Genomic DNA, 13,529 nt, shown 5'->3' on the forward strand with positions numbered 1-13,529 from the left:
AAGGAAGCGGATCGCGCATGAGCACGACCATCGACATCGGGCTGGCCCGCTACTCGGACTGGGCGTTCACGTCCTCGGTGCTGGTACTCCTGGGTGCCCTGGTGCTGCTCGCCGTCGAGATGGCCTACAGCCGCGGGCGCAAGGTCGAGACCCGGGAGCTGGTCGGCGCCGCGGCGGGTGCGACGGCGGGCGTGCGGAGCGACAGCGCGACCCCCGGCGTGGTGCTCGACGCCCCCCGCCGCCCGTTCGACGAGCGGGTGGGCGCGGCCGGGCTGGCCCTGGTCTACGTCGGGATCGGGTTGCTGCTCGCGTGCATCGTGTTGCGCGGGTTGTCCACCTCACGGGTGCCGTGGGGCAACATGTACGAGTTCATCAACCTGACCTGCTTCTGTGGGCTGGTCGCCGCGGCGGTGGTGCTGCGTCGCCCGCAGTACCGGGCGCTGTGGGTGTTCGTGCTGCTGCCGGTGCTGATCCTGCTGACCGTGTCGGGCAAGTGGCTGTATTCGCATGCGGCCCCGGTGATGCCGGCGCTGCAGTCCTACTGGCTGCCGATCCACGTCTCGGTGGTCAGCCTGGGGTCGGGGGTGTTCCTGGTGGCCGGTGTGGCCAGCATCCTGTTCCTGGTGAAGATGTCGCGGCTGGGTGATCCCGGGCGCAGCGACGCGCTGGGCCGGTTCGTGGCCAAGCTGCCCGATGCCCAGACCCTGGACCGGATCGCCTACCGCACAACGATCTTCGCGTTCCCGGTGTTCGGCTTCGGGGTGATCTTCGGCGCCATCTGGGCCGAGGAGGCATGGGGGCGCTACTGGGGCTGGGACCCCAAGGAGACGGTGTCGTTCATCGCGTGGGTCGTCTACGCGGCTTACCTGCACGCCCGCTCCACCGCCGGCTGGCGCGACAAGAAGGCCGCGTGGATCAACGTCGTCGGGTTCGTCGCGATGGTGTTCAACCTGTTCTTCATCAACCTGGTGACCGTGGGCCTGCACTCGTACGCCGGTGTCGGCTGAGGGTCGGCCGTTGACAGATCTGCCGGGCGGGTTCCGGGCGCAGCAGCGGTTCAGCGATCCGATGGCCGAGTTGCCCGGGGAGTGGACTGCACCGACCCCGCCGGCGGGAACCGCGGTGCCGGTTGCCGGGTCGGCCGTCGACGACGCCGCGCCCGATCAGCAACGGCCCGATCGGCAACGGCCCGATCGGCAAGGGCCCGATCAGCAAGGGCCCGATAAGCCCGCATTCGATCTGTCGACCGCGGCGCTGCTCGGCACGCCCGGACGGGGACCGTCGGCGGGCTGGCGGAGGTGGCTGTATTTGGCGTCGGCGCGGCTGATCGATCTGGGTGAGAGCCCGAAGGTGCTCCGGCACAACAGCTTGGTCGAGCGGGCGCGGCGTCCGCTGCGGGGGTGCTACCGGATCGCGATGCTGTCGCAGAAGGGTGGGGTCGGCAAGACCACGATCACCGCTTCGCTCGGGGCGACGCTGGCCGGTGTCAGGGGCGGCGACCGCGTGGTCGCGGTGGACGCCAACCCCGATCGCGGAACCCTCGCACAGAAGGTGCCGGTGCAGACCCCCGCCACGGTGCGCCACCTGCTGCGCGACGCCGAGGGCATCTCGTCCTACGCCGATGTGCGCCGGTACACCTCGATGGGTCCGAGCCGGCTCGAGGTGCTCGCCTCGGAGAGCGATCCGGCGGTGTCGGAGGCCTTCGGCTCGGCCGACTACACCCAGGCGCTCGGCGTGCTCGAGCAGTTCTACAGCGTGGTGCTGACCGACTGTGGCACCGGCATGCTGCACTCGGTGATGTCTGCGGTCATCGAGCGGGCCGATGTGCTGGTGGTGGTCAGCTCCGGCTCGGTGGACGGCGCACGCAGCGCCTCGGCGACGCTGGACTGGCTCGATGCGCACGGCCACGAGGATCTGGTGCAGAACTCCATCGCGGTGGTCAACGCGGTGCGGCCGCGGTCGGGCAAGGTCGACATGACCAAGGTCGTCGACCATTTCGCGCGCCGTTGCCGCGTGGTGTGTCAGGTGCCGTTCGATCCCCACCTGGAGGAGGGTGCGGAGATCGACATGGAGCGGCTGCGGCCGGCGACCCGGGAGGCACTGCTGGAACTGGCGGCGGCGGTCGCCGACGGATTCCCCGGAGCGGTCAGGACCGCGGCTGATCGTCCTGAGGGTTGATGCGCTGCAGGAATTCCGGATCGTCGTCAGGCCCGATCACCCGGGTGCGCGGCCGGTTCGCGGTCATCCGGGTCACTCGCCAGCCGACATAGACCAATGCGGCCAAGACGAGCATCAGGAGCAAATACGCCACTCAAAACCTCCTTCCTGTCAATATACGCGCCGTCGGTAAGCTCTGACCGTGTCTGATGAAAGGCCGGGATCTCGCCTGCTGGTCGACGTGATCGCCTACGTCGCCGCGCGGCTGGCGCTGGTGGCGGTCGTGACCGCGGTGATCCTGGGGGCCGGCCATCTGCTCGGGGTGGGGGAGTTCCCGGTCGTGATGGCGTTGCTGTTCGCCATCGTGATCGCGTTGCCGCTCGGCATGTGGGTCTTCGCTCCGCTGCGGCGCCGCGCCACCGCGAGCATCGCGGCGCTGGACGCCCGCCGTCGCCGGGACCGCGATCAGTTGCAGGCCCGGCTGCGCGGTGACGCCGCCGCCGGCGACGAGCAGGGCGGTTCCGCCGAGGGCTGACGGCCCTGTCAGCCGAACACCAGCGCCAGCGACACCGCCACCGACCACACCAGCATCGTCAGGCCGGTGTCGCGCAGCACCGGGATCAGGTCCCGGCCACCGGACCCGCGCCTGACCGGGGCCGCGGCGCGCAACGCCAGCGGGAGCGCCACCAGTCCGGCTGCGCACCACGGGTTCGCCGGCACCAGCGCCAGCGTCAACACGAACGCGATCACCAGCAGGGCGCCGAACAACACCCGGGTCCGCCCGTCGCCGAGCCGGACCGCCAGGGTGATCTTGCCCGACTGTGCGTCGGTCGGGATGTCGCGCAGATTGTTGGCCACCAACACCGCCGAGGACAGACATCCGGTCGCCACGGCCAGCGTCACGCCGACCCAGTCGACCCGCAGCGCCTGGGTGTACTGGGTGCCCAGCACCGCCACCAGGCCGAAGAACACGAACACCGCGACCTCGCCGAACCCGGAGTAGCCGTACGGTTTCGAGCCGCCGGTGTAGAGCCATGCGCCGGCGATGCACGCCACGCCCACGACGATCAGCCAGGGTGCGGAGAACCAGGCCAGCACCAGGCCGGCCACCGCACCGGTGCCCAGGCTGACGATCGCCGCCGTCAGCACCGAGCGCGGCGCAGCCAGCCTGGACCCGACCAGCCGCAGCGGTCCGGCCCGCTCGTCGTCGGTGCCGCGGATGCCGTCGGAGTAGTCGTTGGCGTAGTTGACGCCGACGATCATGCCCATCGCGACGACCAGCGCGAGCAGCGCCTTCCACCACGACGCAGCCCCCAGCCATGCCGCGGCGCCGGTCCCGGCGAGGACCGGCGCGACGGCGTTGGGCAGCGTGCGGGGACGCGCTCCTTCGACCCATTGGGCAAAACTGGCCACGGTCGCCATCCTGGCATGGCCCAGAATGGGGGACGGACGAGCGTGGTCGGCGACGGTCGGCAAAGCGGTGAGGAGAGGTCAGTTGTTGGGAGTGATCGGCGGCAGCGGGTTCTACACGTTCTTCGGCGACGACGCCCGCTCGATCAGTCTGGACACGCCCTACGGTCCCCCGAGCGCGCCGGTCACCGTCGGCAGCGTCGGTGCGCACGAGGTGGCGTTCCTGCCCCGGCACGGCCTCAAGCACGAATTCTCGCCGCACACCGTGCCCTACCGGGCCAACATGTGGGCGCTGCGCGCGCTGGGGGTGCGGCGCATCTTCGGCCCGTGCGCGGTCGGCAGCCTGGACCCGCAGCTGGGGCCGGGCGCGATGGTGGTGCCCGACCAGTTGATCGACCGCACCTCGGGGCGCCCGGACACCTATTTCGACTCCGGTGGCATCCACGTCGGGTTCGCCGACCCGTACTGCCCGACGCTGCGGGCGGCCGCCGCCGGTCTGCCCGGGGTCATCGACGGCGGCACCATGGTGGTGATCCAGGGTCCGCGGTTCTCCACCCGCGCGGAGAGCCAGTGGTTCGCCGGTCAGGGTTTCCGGCTGGTCAACATGACCGGCTACCCGGAGGCGGTGCTCGCTCGTGAGCTCGAGATGTGCTACGCGGCAATCGCTCTGGTGACCGATCTGGATGCCGGGATCGAATCGGGGCAGGGCGTTCGCGCGGTGGACGTGTTCGCCGAGTTCGAGCGCAACTTGGTGCCGTTCAAGCAGCTGGTGCACGAGGCGATCGATCAGGTGTCCACCGACCGGGCCTGCACGCACTGTCTGGCCCACGACGGTGTCGAGCTCCCGTTCGACCTGCCATGAGGGTGCTGCTGACCGGAGCGGCCGGATTCATTGGGACCCGCATCCGGGCCGGGCTGGCAGATGCCGGCCACGACGTGGTCGCGGTGGACGTGATGCTGCCCGCCGCACATGGCCCGGATGCGCCGCTGCCGGCCGGTGTGCGCCATGTGGACGTGCGCGACGGGTCCGCGCTGGCCGAGGTGCTCGACGGCGTCGATGTGGTCTGCCACCAGGCGGCCGTGGTCGGGTCGGGGGTGAACGCGGCCGACGCACCGTCCTACGCGTCGCACAACGACTACGGCACGGCGGTGCTGCTCGCCGAGATGTTCGCCGCGGGGTGCCGGCGCCTGGTGCTGGCCTCCTCGATGGTGGTCTACGGCCAGGGCCGCTTCCGCTGTCCGGAGCACGGCGCGGTGGACCCGGCCCCGCGCCGGCGGGCGGATCTGGACGCCGGCGTGTTCGACCAGCGCTGCCCCGTCTGCGGCGAGCCGGTCCGGTGGGCGCTGGTCGGCGAGGACGCGCCGCTGCGGCCGCGCAGCCTCTACGCCGCGAGCAAGGTCGCCCAGGAGCACTACGCGCTGGCCTGGGCCGAATCGTCGGGCGCGTCGGTGGTGGCGCTGCGCTACCACAACGTCTACGGTCCGGGCATGCCGCGCGACACCCCGTACTCCGGTGTCGCGGCGATCTTCCGTTCCTCCCTCGAGGCGGGCGACGCACCGAGGGTGTTCGAGGACGGCGGGCAGATGCGCGACTTCGTCCACGTCGACGACGTCGCGGCGGCCAACGTCGCGGCCGTGGAGTCGGGGCTCGACGGCTTCGGCGCGTTCAACGTCTGCTCGGGCCGGCCGGTGTCGATACTCGACGTGGCCACCGCGCTGTGCGAGGCCCGGGCCGACCTGGGAGTTCCGGCGCCGGTGGTCACCGGCCAGTACCGCAGCGGCGACGTCCGGCACATCGTCGCCGACCCGGCCAGGGCGGCGCAGCGCCTCGGATTCCGGGCGGCGATCGATCCCGCAGACGGGCTGCGGGAGTTCGCCACGGCGCCGTTGCGGGGGGCGGGATCATCGTCTTGACACCCGTCAAGTGATACTGGCCTCATGACGTCGGCCCTGTGCGAGCAGTTCGGTATCGATTTTCCGCTCTTCGCGTTCAGTCACTGTCGCGACGTGGTGGCCGCTGTGACCAATGCGGGCGGATTCGGCGTGCTCGGTGCGACCGCCTACAGCCCGGAGCAGCTGGACCAGGAACTCGCCTGGATCGACGAGGCCGTCGCGGGCAGGCCCTACGGGGTGGACCTCATCGTTCCGGCGAAGTTCGAGGGCAAGGGGGAGAAGCTGTCCCGCGGCGACCTGGCCGACCGGATTCCGCAGAGTTACCGCGATCTGGTCGACGACCTGCTGCGCGCTCACGACATCGAGCCCGAGCCGGGCCGGCGGCTCGGCGGCTCCTCGCTGTCCGGCGACACCGGCCGTAAGCTGCTCGACGTCGCGCTGACGCACCCGGTCAAGCTGATCGCCAACGCGCTCGGGGTGCCGCCGGCCTACATGATCGAGGCGGGACGAGAGCGCGGCATCCCGGTGGCCGCCCTCGTCGGCGCCAAGGAGCACGCCGTCAAGCAGGTGGCCGCCGGTGTGGACCTGATCGTCGCGCAGGGCACCGAGGCGGGCGGGCACTGCGGCGAGGTCAGCACGCTGGTCGTGGTGCCCGAGGTGGTCCAAGCCATTGCCGAGGCGGGCAGCTCGATCCCGGTGCTGGCCGCCGGCGGCATCGTCACCGGGCGGCAGATGGCCGGCATGGTCGCCATCGGCGCGGCCGGGGCGTGGACCGGTTCGGTGTGGCTGACCACCGAGGAGGCCGAGACCGCACCGCACACGGTGGCCAAGATGCTGGCCGCCACGTCCCGCGACACCGTGCGCTCGGCGGGGCGCACCGGAAAGCCGTCGCGGCAGCTGGTGTCGGACTGGACCGACGCGTGGGCCCCGGCCGAGGGCGGACAGCAGCCGCTCGGGCTGCCGCTGCAGTCGATGCTGTGCGAGCCGGTGATCCGCCGCATCGACGTGCTGGCCGGCCAGGGGCACGAGGGCGCCCAGGCGCTGGCCACCTACTTCGTCGGACAGGGTGTCGGCCTGATGAACCAGGTGAAGCCGGCCCGCGAGGTGGTGCGCGAGTTCATCGAGGACTACCTGGCCGCCACCGAGCGGCTGAACAACTCGCTGCCCGGCTGAGTCCCCGCGGACACCGGTCAGTCGGTGGCGAGCGGCAGCCTGACCTCGAAGCGGGCGCCGGTGGGCAGGTTGTGTGCCGACAGTGTGCCGCGGTGCGCCTGCACCAGCCCGGCCGCGATGGCCAGGCCCAGCCCGGACCCGCTGGGCAGCGACGAATCGGCACGCGGCACCCGGCTGTTCGACCCTCGGTAGGCGACGTCGAACACCCGGGGCAGATCGGCCTCGTCGATGCCCACGCCGGTGTCGTCGACGCGGGCCCACGCGCTGTTCTCATCGGCGCCCAGAGCCAGTTCCACGCTGCCGCCCTCCGGGGTGTGCGCGATGGCGTTGGCGACCAGGTTCGACAGCACCCGGACCAGCGCGCGGTCGCTGCCGACCACCCGCACCGGTGCGTCGGGCAGGTTGGCCCGCAGCGCAACACCGGCGCGTTCGGCCGCGATCCGGTGCGCGGCCAGCACGTCGTCGACCACCTCGTCGAGCGCCACCCGGTCGAACGACGGGGTCAGCGCGCCGGCGTTGATCTTCGACATCTCGAACAGGTCGTCGACCATCTCCGAGAGCCGGATCGATTCGTGCTCGATGTGCTTGGCGTGCACCTTCACCTCGTCGGGGGGCACCACGCCGTCGGCGATCGCCTCAGATACCGCACGGATGCCGGCCAGCGGGGTGCGCAGGTCGTGGCTGACGAACGCGACCAGCCGCCTGCGGGACTGTTCGGCGGCGCGCTCGGAGTCGCGGATCTCGGCCTCCCACACGGTGCGTCTCGCCTGGTAGTGGCCCAGCATGACGGCGGCCGGAATCGTCACGATCGACACGATCACCAGCACGACCGCGGTGCGCTCGAACGTCTCGGTGATCATGAACCCGCTCGCGCCCAGCACCCCGGTGAACGTCGCCAGCAGCGGGATGAGCACCAGCGCCACCATGCTCACCGCCAGCGACCACGACCGGGCCAGCCGGATCACCAGCGCGCCGGCCAGCACGACGGGCACCGAGCAGGCCAGGGCCAGGCCGACGATCTCCCAGAAGTCGGCGGTGGGCATCCTCACCGCCCGGGTCCCGGCGCGCCGGCCGCCCACAGGTAGCCGCGGCCCCACACGGTCTGGATGCGATGGTGCTCACCGAGCTTGGAGCGGAGCCGTTTGACGTGCACCGTCACGGTCGACAGGTCGCCGAAGTCCCACCGCCACACCCGCTTGAGCAGGTCCTCGCGGGTGAACAAGGTGTCGGCGTGGGTCAGGAAGAACACCAGCAGGTCGAACTCGCGGTTGGTCAGGTTGACCGGCCTGCCGGCCACGGTGACCGAATGCGACGCGGTGGACACCGCAAGGTCGCCGGAGACGATGTCCTGGGGCAGCACGCCGGCCGACGCGGGCGAACGGCGCAGCACCGAACGGACCCGCAGCGCCAGCTCGCGGGGGCTGAACGGCTTGGTCAGGTAGTCATCGGCGCCGGCCTCCAGCCCGGCGATCCGGTCGTCCTCCTCGCCGAGCGCGGTCAGCAGGATCACCGGGACGGTGTAGTCGGCGCCCCGGCGCAGGTTCATGCACAACGACAGGCCGTCGGGACCCGGCATCATCACGTCGAGCACCGCGACGTCGATGTGTTGCGAGCTGAGCAGCCGAAGCGCCTCGGTGCCGTCGTGGGCGGTCGCCACGTCGTGGCCGTCGCGTTCGAGGTAGCGCCGCACGACGTCGCGCACGACGTCGTCGTCATCGGCGATCAGGACCCGGGTCACCGTACGAGGTTACCGGGGTATGGCTCCGACCTGCGCCTATGTCACCGAATTGTCAGCCTTGGCCCTCGCGTGACGGGCCCGCCTGCAATACCGTGAACCGGTATGGGTGCCTGTCCGGTGACGGTGGTGTTGCCCTGTCTGGACGAGGCGGCGTCGTTGCCGGGTGTGTTGGCGGCACTGCCCGGCGGGTACCGGGCCCTGGTGGTCGACAACAACAGCACCGACGGCACGGCCGACGTGGCGCGCGCGCACGGCGCCGACGTGGTCGCCGAGAGCCGGCCGGGCTACGGGTCGGCGGTGCATGCGGGCGTGCTGGCCGCGGCGACACCGATCGTGGCCGTGCTCGACGCCGACGGGTCGTTGGACCCCGGGGAGCTGCCCGGCCTGGTCGACGACGTCGAGCGCGGCGCGGACCTGGCGATCGGGCGGCGCCGCCCGGTGCCCGGGCTGACGTGGCCGTGGCACGCCCGGCTGGGCACCGCGGCGGTGTGCTGGCGGCTGCGAACCCGGCACGGCCTGCAGGTGCACGACATCGCCCCGATGCGGGTGGCGCGCCGGGAGGCGCTGCTGGGGCTGGGCGTCGCCGACCGCAGGTCGGGCTATCCCCTCGAGTTGCTGGTGCGGGCCGCCCAGGCGGGCTGGTCGGTCACCGAGCGCGATGTCGCCTACGGCCCGCGCACCGGGGGCACGTCGAAGGTCAGCGGCTCGGTCCGTGGCAGTGCGATCGCCGCCTACGACTTCTGGCGGGTGATCTCGTGATCGGCGTCAGCGTGCTGGTGGTGGCCAAGGCGCCGGTGCCCGGCCTGGCCAAGACCCGGCTGGCCGCCAGCCTCGGTGACGCGGCAGCCGCCGACATCGCCGCGGCGGCCCTGTTGGACACCCTGGACGCGGTGGCCGGCGCTCCGGTGGCGGCAAGGGTCGTCGCGATGACCGGTGATCTCGGCGACGCCGCCCGCGGCGCCGAGATCCGTTCCCGGCTAAGCGAATTCACCGTCCTCGAGCAGCGCGGTGACGATTTCGCCGCCCGGCTGGCCAACGCGCACGCCGACACCGCCGTGGCCACCGGAGGACTGCCGGTCCTGCAGATCGGAATGGACACGCCGCAGGTCAGCGCCGAGCTGATCGGCCGGTGCGCCGAGGCCCTCGTCGATCGCGGGACGGTGTTGGGCATGGCCTGCGACGGCGGCTGGTGGATCCTCGGGGTCACCGACGCCGCGAGCGCGGGGTGCCTGCGCGACGTGCCGATGTCGGCCCCCGACACCGGGGCTGTAACGCTGACGGCGTTGCGGCACACCGGCCTCGATGTGGAACTGATGTGTGAACTCGCCGACGTCGACACGATCGACGACATCGCCGAGGTGCGGCGGGCGTGTCCGCCCGGATCCCGGTTCGCCCGTGCGACGTCGATGGTGGAGGCCTGATGTTCGGACAGCTCTACGACCGCGCGCTGCACGGCGAACGCTGCTGGATCCGCCACGACGACGGCACAGTCAGCCGGCTGCCCGTGCACAACTGGCTCGGCGGTCGCGGCTCCGACGCCCACTTCGACCATGCGGTGATCGGCATGTGCGACGGGCCGACGATCGATCTGGGGTGCGGTCCGGGCCGTCTCGTCGCGCACCTGGTGGCCCGCGGGGTGCCGGCGCTGGGTGTGGACGTGTCGGCCACGGCGGTGGAACTGGCCCGGCGCAGCGGAGCGCCCGCGTTGCGCCGCGACGTGTTCGAGCCGCTGCCGGGGACCGGGCGCTGGCACACGGTGCTGCTCGCCGACGGCAACGTCGGGCTGGGCGGCGACCCGGACCGGATCCTGCGCCGGGCCGCCGAGCTGCTGCGCAGCGGTGGTCGCTGCCTGGCCGAGTTCGACTCGGCGACAACAGGGGTCAAGGTGGGATGGGTGCGGCTGGAGTCGGTCAGCACGATCGGGCCGTGGTTCCGCTGGGCGTCGGTCGGCATCGACTACGCGCCCGTGCTGGCCGCCCAGGTCGGCCTGGCCGTGGCCGGCGTGCACCCCATCGGCCGGCGGGTCGTCGCGAGCCTGGTGGCGCTGTGACGACCGCGTCACCGCGCGGCACCGCCGTCACCGCGCGGGTCGGCACGGTGCTGGGCATCGTGATCGCGGTCTGCTTCCTCACCGGCCTGATCTCGCACTTCATCCAGCATCCCCAGCCGTGGTTCTTCTGGCCCACCCGGCCGGTGTGGCTCTACCGGTTCACCCAGGGGCTGCATGTGATCTCGGGGATCGCGGCCATCCCGCTGGTGCTGGTCAAGCTGTGGTCGGTGTGGCCCAAGCTGTTCGAGCGTCCGGTGATCGGCGGGCTGGTCCGCCAGCTCGAGCGGCTGTCGATCCTGGTCCTGGTGGCATCGATGCTGTTCCAGCTCAGCACCGGCGTGCTCAACATCGCCCAGTGGTACGCGTTCAGATTCTTCTTCACCACAAGCCATTACGCGATGTCGTATGTCGCGATCGGCGCCGTGCTGGTGCACATCGGGGTCAAGCTGCCGGTCATCCGCGCGGCCCTGGGCGAACCGCTCGACGGCGCACCCCGCGGTGAGCTCCCGGTGCCGTCACGGCGCACCGTACTGCGCGGCACCTGGCTGGCCGTCGCGCTGGCCACGGTGGTGACCGCAGGCCAGACCATCCCGGCGCTGCGCCGGGTGTCGGTGCTCGCGCCGCGCACCGGTGAAGGGCCGCAGGGTGTTCCGGTGAACCGCTCGGCGATCGCAGCGGGCGTCATCGGCGCGGCGCGGTCCCCGGACTACCGGTTGACCGTCACCCGCGGCGACCGGACCAAGGCTTTCACCCTCGCCGAGCTCGCGGCGATGCCGCAGGCCACCCACCGGCTGCCGATCGCGTGCGTGGAGGGGTGGAGCGCCGACGCCGACTGGACCGGCGTGGTGCTGACCGACCTGCTGGCCGCCGTCGATGCTCCACCGGACTCCGATGTCCGGATGATCTCGCTGGAACGCCCGGGGCCGTACTCGCGCACGGTGTTGCCGGCCCGGCACGTCCGCGACGCGAAGACGCTGATCGCGTTGCGGCTCAACGGGGAACCGTTGGCCTTGGACCACGGCTATCCGTGCCGGCTGATCGCCCCGACCAGACCCGGTGTGCTGCAGACGAAATGGCTGACCCGTATCGAGGTGGCCGGATGACCGCGGCGCGGGTGCTGTGCGTGCTGGCCGGCGTCGCCGGTGTCGGCTACGGGGCGCTGCTGCTGTGGGACAACTCGCCGACGGTGTTGCTGCGGATCGCGGTGTGGGCGGCCGTCGGTGTGGTGGTGCACGACTTCGTCTTCGCGCCACTGTGCGCGGCGGCGGGCCTGGCCGGGCGCCGGCTGATCCCGGCCCGGTGGCTGTCCCCGGTCGCGATCGCGGCGCTGTGCAGCGTGGTGCTGGTGGCGCTGGCGATCCCGGTGTACGGCAGGCCCGGCATGCGTCCGGACAATCCGACGGTGCTCAACCGCGACTACCCGACGGGCTTCTGGATTGCGCTGGGCATCGTGTGGGCGTGTGTGCCGCTGTACTACCTGCTGACCCGGCTGCTACCAGTTGGTCAGGATCAAGCTGTTGAGCGCGAGCGCACCGATGACGTTGAGCGACAACCACCACCGTAGCCACGGCCGGGGCAGCAGCGCGGTCGAGGCGACCAGCCACACGGTGAACGGCAACCAGATCCGTTCGGTCTCGGCCTTGCTCAGCCGCGACAGGTCGGCGAGCAGGATGGCCGCCAGCGCACCGAGCACCAGCAGATGCAGCCCGGACCGGCGCCGCAGGGCCGCGACGTCGAACACCCGGGACAGGCCCGCGACGCTGCCCAGCCCGATGGCGCACACCACCGACGCCAGGTTGGCCCAACCCCAGTACTGGAACGGCCGGTCGTTGGCGATCCCCTGCCAGTAGCGCTCCTGCACCAGCAGATAGCCGTCGAACCACCAGAACCCGGCGACGACGAACACGACGGCGACCGCCGACGCCGCGAGCACGGCCGGAATCAACGCGGTCAGCGCGGCGCGCCAACCCGGGGCGCTGAGCAGCACCGCGGCCGCCGGCAGCGCCATCAGGGCCAGCCCGTAGTTGAGGAAGATGCCCCAGCCCAGCAGCAGCCCGGCGGCCGCGGCGGACAGCACCGGGACCCGGCCCGTTCCGGTGACCGCCAGCGCGAGCAGGGTGATGCCCCACGCCGCGACCCCGGCGAAGTAGCCGTCGGCGGACACCGCGATCCAGATGGCGGTCGGCGCGACCGCCGCGAACGGGGCGGCCGTGCGGGCGGCGTCCTCGTCGACCAGGGCCCGCACCGCGACGACGATCGCCGCCGCGATGCTGGAGCCGGCCAGCACGCACAGCAGCGCGGCCCAGGCGCCGCCGCCGAGCCCGATGCGGTCCAGCCAGACGAAGGTGAGCAGCGCGCCGGGTGGGTGGCCGGAGACGTGGGTGATCCACGAGTCCGGCTGGAAATCCAGGATCCGGCCGGAGAACGTGCGCACCGCCTCGCCGATGTCGTCGATCGAGGGCACCTGGCGCAGGTACTCGTGGCGGGCGGTCAGCCGGCCGGCGAAGCCGCGCTGCCAGCCGTCGATCATGGCCAGGCTGAACGCCCACGCGCACGACACCGCCCAGGACACCCACGGCAGCGCCCGCCACGGCAGGCGCCGGGCCAGGGCCGGCCCCCACCACACGGCGGCGGCACCCAGGACGATCGCCGGGATCGTGCCGGGCCCGACGTGGGCGTTCCACCAGCCGAAGATCGGGGCGGTGTCGGCGAAGCTGTGGAAGCGGGCCGGGGAGGAGTTGATCAGTGGGGTGACGATGCCGAGGCCGAGGTGCGGCACCACGAACGCCGCAACCACCAGCACCGCCGCGCCGCCGACCGCGACCGCCTCCCTGCGCATGCGCCCCATTGTTCCTTCTCCGCGAGTGTTCCTTCTCCGCGAGCGCGCGGGTTTGTGCGCGACACGCCGCGGCGCGCTGTGCCGTCGCGCGCACTAATGGGTCTTGATCGGTGTTTCGTTGCCGGGTTTGGAGGCCTTGTCGCGCGACGCTGATTGTGAGCGGCTGGTCGGTGAGTACTTGCGCGCGCTGGACCTCGAGTCCTATGGCGAGATCGTGCCCCGGCCGGTTGTGGGTTCACCGTAAGTGCTGAAGGGATGTCGTGCCGGAG

At 71.7% G+C, this 13,529-nt stretch carries 16 protein-coding genes; 11 read left to right on the forward strand and 5 right to left on the reverse strand.

The window, feature by feature from the left end; translation table 11 throughout:
• Positions 1-17: 17 nt before the first annotated feature.
• Both ccsB and JDV09_RS23545 read left to right on the forward strand, forming a co-directional pair.
• Complete coding sequence (gene ccsB, locus JDV09_RS23540) at positions 18-1,007, forward strand: c-type cytochrome biogenesis protein CcsB (RefSeq protein ID WP_221371562.1); 990 nt, start codon at positions 18-20, stop codon at positions 1,005-1,007.
• 61 nt (positions 1,008-1,068) lie between these two features.
• Positions 1,069-2,178 (forward strand): MinD/ParA family ATP-binding protein, encoded by a 1,110-nt coding sequence (locus JDV09_RS23545; RefSeq protein ID WP_221371577.1) that lies wholly within the window; start codon positions 1,069-1,071, stop codon positions 2,176-2,178.
• On the opposite strand, the gene JDV09_RS23550 is transcribed toward JDV09_RS23545, so the two are convergent.
• Complete coding sequence (locus tag JDV09_RS23550) at positions 2,147-2,311, reverse strand: hypothetical protein (protein WP_221371563.1); 165 nt, start codon at positions 2,309-2,311, stop codon at positions 2,147-2,149. The genes JDV09_RS23545 and JDV09_RS23550 overlap by 32 nt on opposite strands.
• A gap of 48 nt (positions 2,312-2,359) precedes the next feature.
• Between JDV09_RS23550 and JDV09_RS23555 the strand changes: the two genes are divergently transcribed.
• Positions 2,360-2,692, forward strand: a complete 333-nt coding sequence (locus JDV09_RS23555; RefSeq protein ID WP_221371564.1) for a DUF4229 domain-containing protein — start codon at positions 2,360-2,362, stop codon at positions 2,690-2,692.
• Positions 2,693-2,700: 8 nt separating this feature from the next.
• Here the strand turns inward: JDV09_RS23555 and JDV09_RS23560 are convergent, their stop codons facing one another.
• The gene (locus tag JDV09_RS23560; RefSeq protein ID WP_221371565.1) at positions 2,701-3,570 is read right to left on the reverse strand and encodes a 1,4-dihydroxy-2-naphthoate polyprenyltransferase; all 870 of its coding nucleotides are present in this window, start codon (positions 3,568-3,570) and stop codon (positions 2,701-2,703) included.
• Between the two features lie 25 nt (positions 3,571-3,595).
• Here JDV09_RS23560 and JDV09_RS23565 point away from each other — a divergent pair, with 25 nt between their 5' ends.
• The 3 genes from JDV09_RS23565 to JDV09_RS23575 are packed head-to-tail and all read left to right on the forward strand — an operon-like array spanning position 3,596 to position 6,633.
• Positions 3,596-4,429: an S-methyl-5'-thioadenosine phosphorylase gene (locus JDV09_RS23565; protein ID WP_221371566.1), complete on the forward strand. Its 834-nt coding sequence runs from the start codon at positions 3,596-3,598 to the stop codon at positions 4,427-4,429.
• Positions 4,426-5,481: an NAD-dependent epimerase/dehydratase family protein gene (locus tag JDV09_RS23570; RefSeq protein WP_221371567.1), complete on the forward strand. Its 1,056-nt coding sequence runs from the start codon at positions 4,426-4,428 to the stop codon at positions 5,479-5,481. Before JDV09_RS23565 ends, JDV09_RS23570 begins: the two co-directional genes overlap by 4 nt.
• 24 nt (positions 5,482-5,505) lie before the next feature.
• Positions 5,506-6,633, forward strand: a complete 1,128-nt coding sequence (locus tag JDV09_RS23575) for an NAD(P)H-dependent flavin oxidoreductase (RefSeq protein ID WP_221371568.1) — start codon at positions 5,506-5,508, stop codon at positions 6,631-6,633.
• A 17-nt stretch (positions 6,634-6,650) separates the two neighbouring features.
• Here the strand turns inward: JDV09_RS23575 and JDV09_RS23580 are convergent, their stop codons facing one another.
• Positions 6,651-7,676: a sensor histidine kinase gene (locus JDV09_RS23580; protein ID WP_221371569.1), complete on the reverse strand. Its 1,026-nt coding sequence runs from the start codon at positions 7,674-7,676 to the stop codon at positions 6,651-6,653.
• 2 nt (positions 7,677-7,678) lie between these two features.
• Entirely contained in the window at positions 7,679-8,371 is a 693-nt protein-coding gene (locus JDV09_RS23585; RefSeq protein WP_221371570.1) for a response regulator transcription factor, read from the reverse strand.
• A gap of 102 nt (positions 8,372-8,473) precedes the next feature.
• On the opposite strand from JDV09_RS23585, the gene JDV09_RS23590 reads away from it, so the two are divergent.
• From JDV09_RS23590 to JDV09_RS23610, 5 genes are read left to right on the forward strand one after another with little or no spacing between them, the layout of a single operon-like run.
• On the forward strand, positions 8,474-9,130 hold the full coding sequence (locus tag JDV09_RS23590) for a glycosyltransferase family 2 protein (RefSeq protein WP_221371571.1): 657 nt from the start codon (positions 8,474-8,476) through the stop codon (positions 9,128-9,130).
• Positions 9,127-9,792 (forward strand): TIGR04282 family arsenosugar biosynthesis glycosyltransferase, encoded by a 666-nt coding sequence (locus JDV09_RS23595; RefSeq protein ID WP_221371572.1) that lies wholly within the window; start codon positions 9,127-9,129, stop codon positions 9,790-9,792. Before JDV09_RS23590 ends, JDV09_RS23595 begins: the two co-directional genes overlap by 4 nt.
• The gene (locus JDV09_RS23600) at positions 9,792-10,421 is read left to right on the forward strand and encodes a methyltransferase domain-containing protein (protein WP_221371573.1); all 630 of its coding nucleotides are present in this window, start codon (positions 9,792-9,794) and stop codon (positions 10,419-10,421) included. The genes JDV09_RS23595 and JDV09_RS23600 overlap by 1 nt, the downstream gene beginning before the upstream one ends.
• A complete protein-coding gene (locus JDV09_RS23605) occupies positions 10,418-11,524 on the forward strand; it encodes a molybdopterin-dependent oxidoreductase (protein ID WP_221371574.1) in 1,107 nt (368 codons plus the stop codon). The genes JDV09_RS23600 and JDV09_RS23605 overlap by 4 nt, the downstream gene beginning before the upstream one ends.
• A complete protein-coding gene (locus JDV09_RS23610; protein WP_221371575.1) occupies positions 11,521-11,985 on the forward strand; it encodes a hypothetical protein in 465 nt (154 codons plus the stop codon). Before JDV09_RS23605 ends, JDV09_RS23610 begins: the two co-directional genes overlap by 4 nt.
• On the opposite strand, the gene JDV09_RS23615 is transcribed toward JDV09_RS23610, so the two are convergent.
• Positions 11,914-13,269, reverse strand: a complete 1,356-nt coding sequence (locus JDV09_RS23615; protein ID WP_221371576.1) for a hypothetical protein — start codon at positions 13,267-13,269, stop codon at positions 11,914-11,916. The genes JDV09_RS23610 and JDV09_RS23615 overlap by 72 nt on opposite strands.
• Between the last annotated feature and the right edge of the window lie 260 nt (positions 13,270-13,529).

The organism is Mycolicibacterium xanthum (genome assembly GCF_019710635.1).
Taxonomy (GTDB): Bacteria; Actinomycetota; Actinomycetes; order Mycobacteriales; family Mycobacteriaceae; genus Mycobacterium; species Mycobacterium xanthum.

Excerpts from the sequence above, each read along its gene's own strand:
- JDV09_RS23600 (WP_221371573.1), top strand. The coding sequence starts at position 9,792 with ATGTTCGGACAGCTCTACGACCGCGCGCTGCACGGCGAACGCTGCTGG.
- JDV09_RS23565 (WP_221371566.1), top strand. The coding sequence starts at position 3,596 with ATGGGGGACGGACGAGCGTGGTCGGCGACGGTCGGCAAAGCGGTGAGG.
- JDV09_RS23590 (WP_221371571.1), top strand. The coding sequence starts at position 8,474 with ATGGGTGCCTGTCCGGTGACGGTGGTGTTGCCCTGTCTGGACGAGGCG.
- ccsB (WP_221371562.1), top strand. The coding sequence starts at position 18 with ATGAGCACGACCATCGACATCGGGCTGGCCCGCTACTCGGACTGGGCG.
- JDV09_RS23545 (WP_221371577.1), top strand. The coding sequence starts at position 1,069 with ATGGCCGAGTTGCCCGGGGAGTGGACTGCACCGACCCCGCCGGCGGGA.
- JDV09_RS23570 (WP_221371567.1), top strand. The coding sequence starts at position 4,426 with ATGAGGGTGCTGCTGACCGGAGCGGCCGGATTCATTGGGACCCGCATC.
- JDV09_RS23580 (WP_221371569.1), bottom strand. The coding sequence starts at position 7,676 with ATGCCCACCGCCGACTTCTGGGAGATCGTCGGCCTGGCCCTGGCCTGC.
- JDV09_RS23615 (WP_221371576.1), bottom strand. The coding sequence starts at position 13,269 with ATGGGGCGCATGCGCAGGGAGGCGGTCGCGGTCGGCGGCGCGGCGGTG.
- JDV09_RS23610 (WP_221371575.1), top strand. The coding sequence starts at position 11,521 with ATGACCGCGGCGCGGGTGCTGTGCGTGCTGGCCGGCGTCGCCGGTGTC.
- JDV09_RS23575 (WP_221371568.1), top strand. The coding sequence starts at position 5,506 with ATGACGTCGGCCCTGTGCGAGCAGTTCGGTATCGATTTTCCGCTCTTC.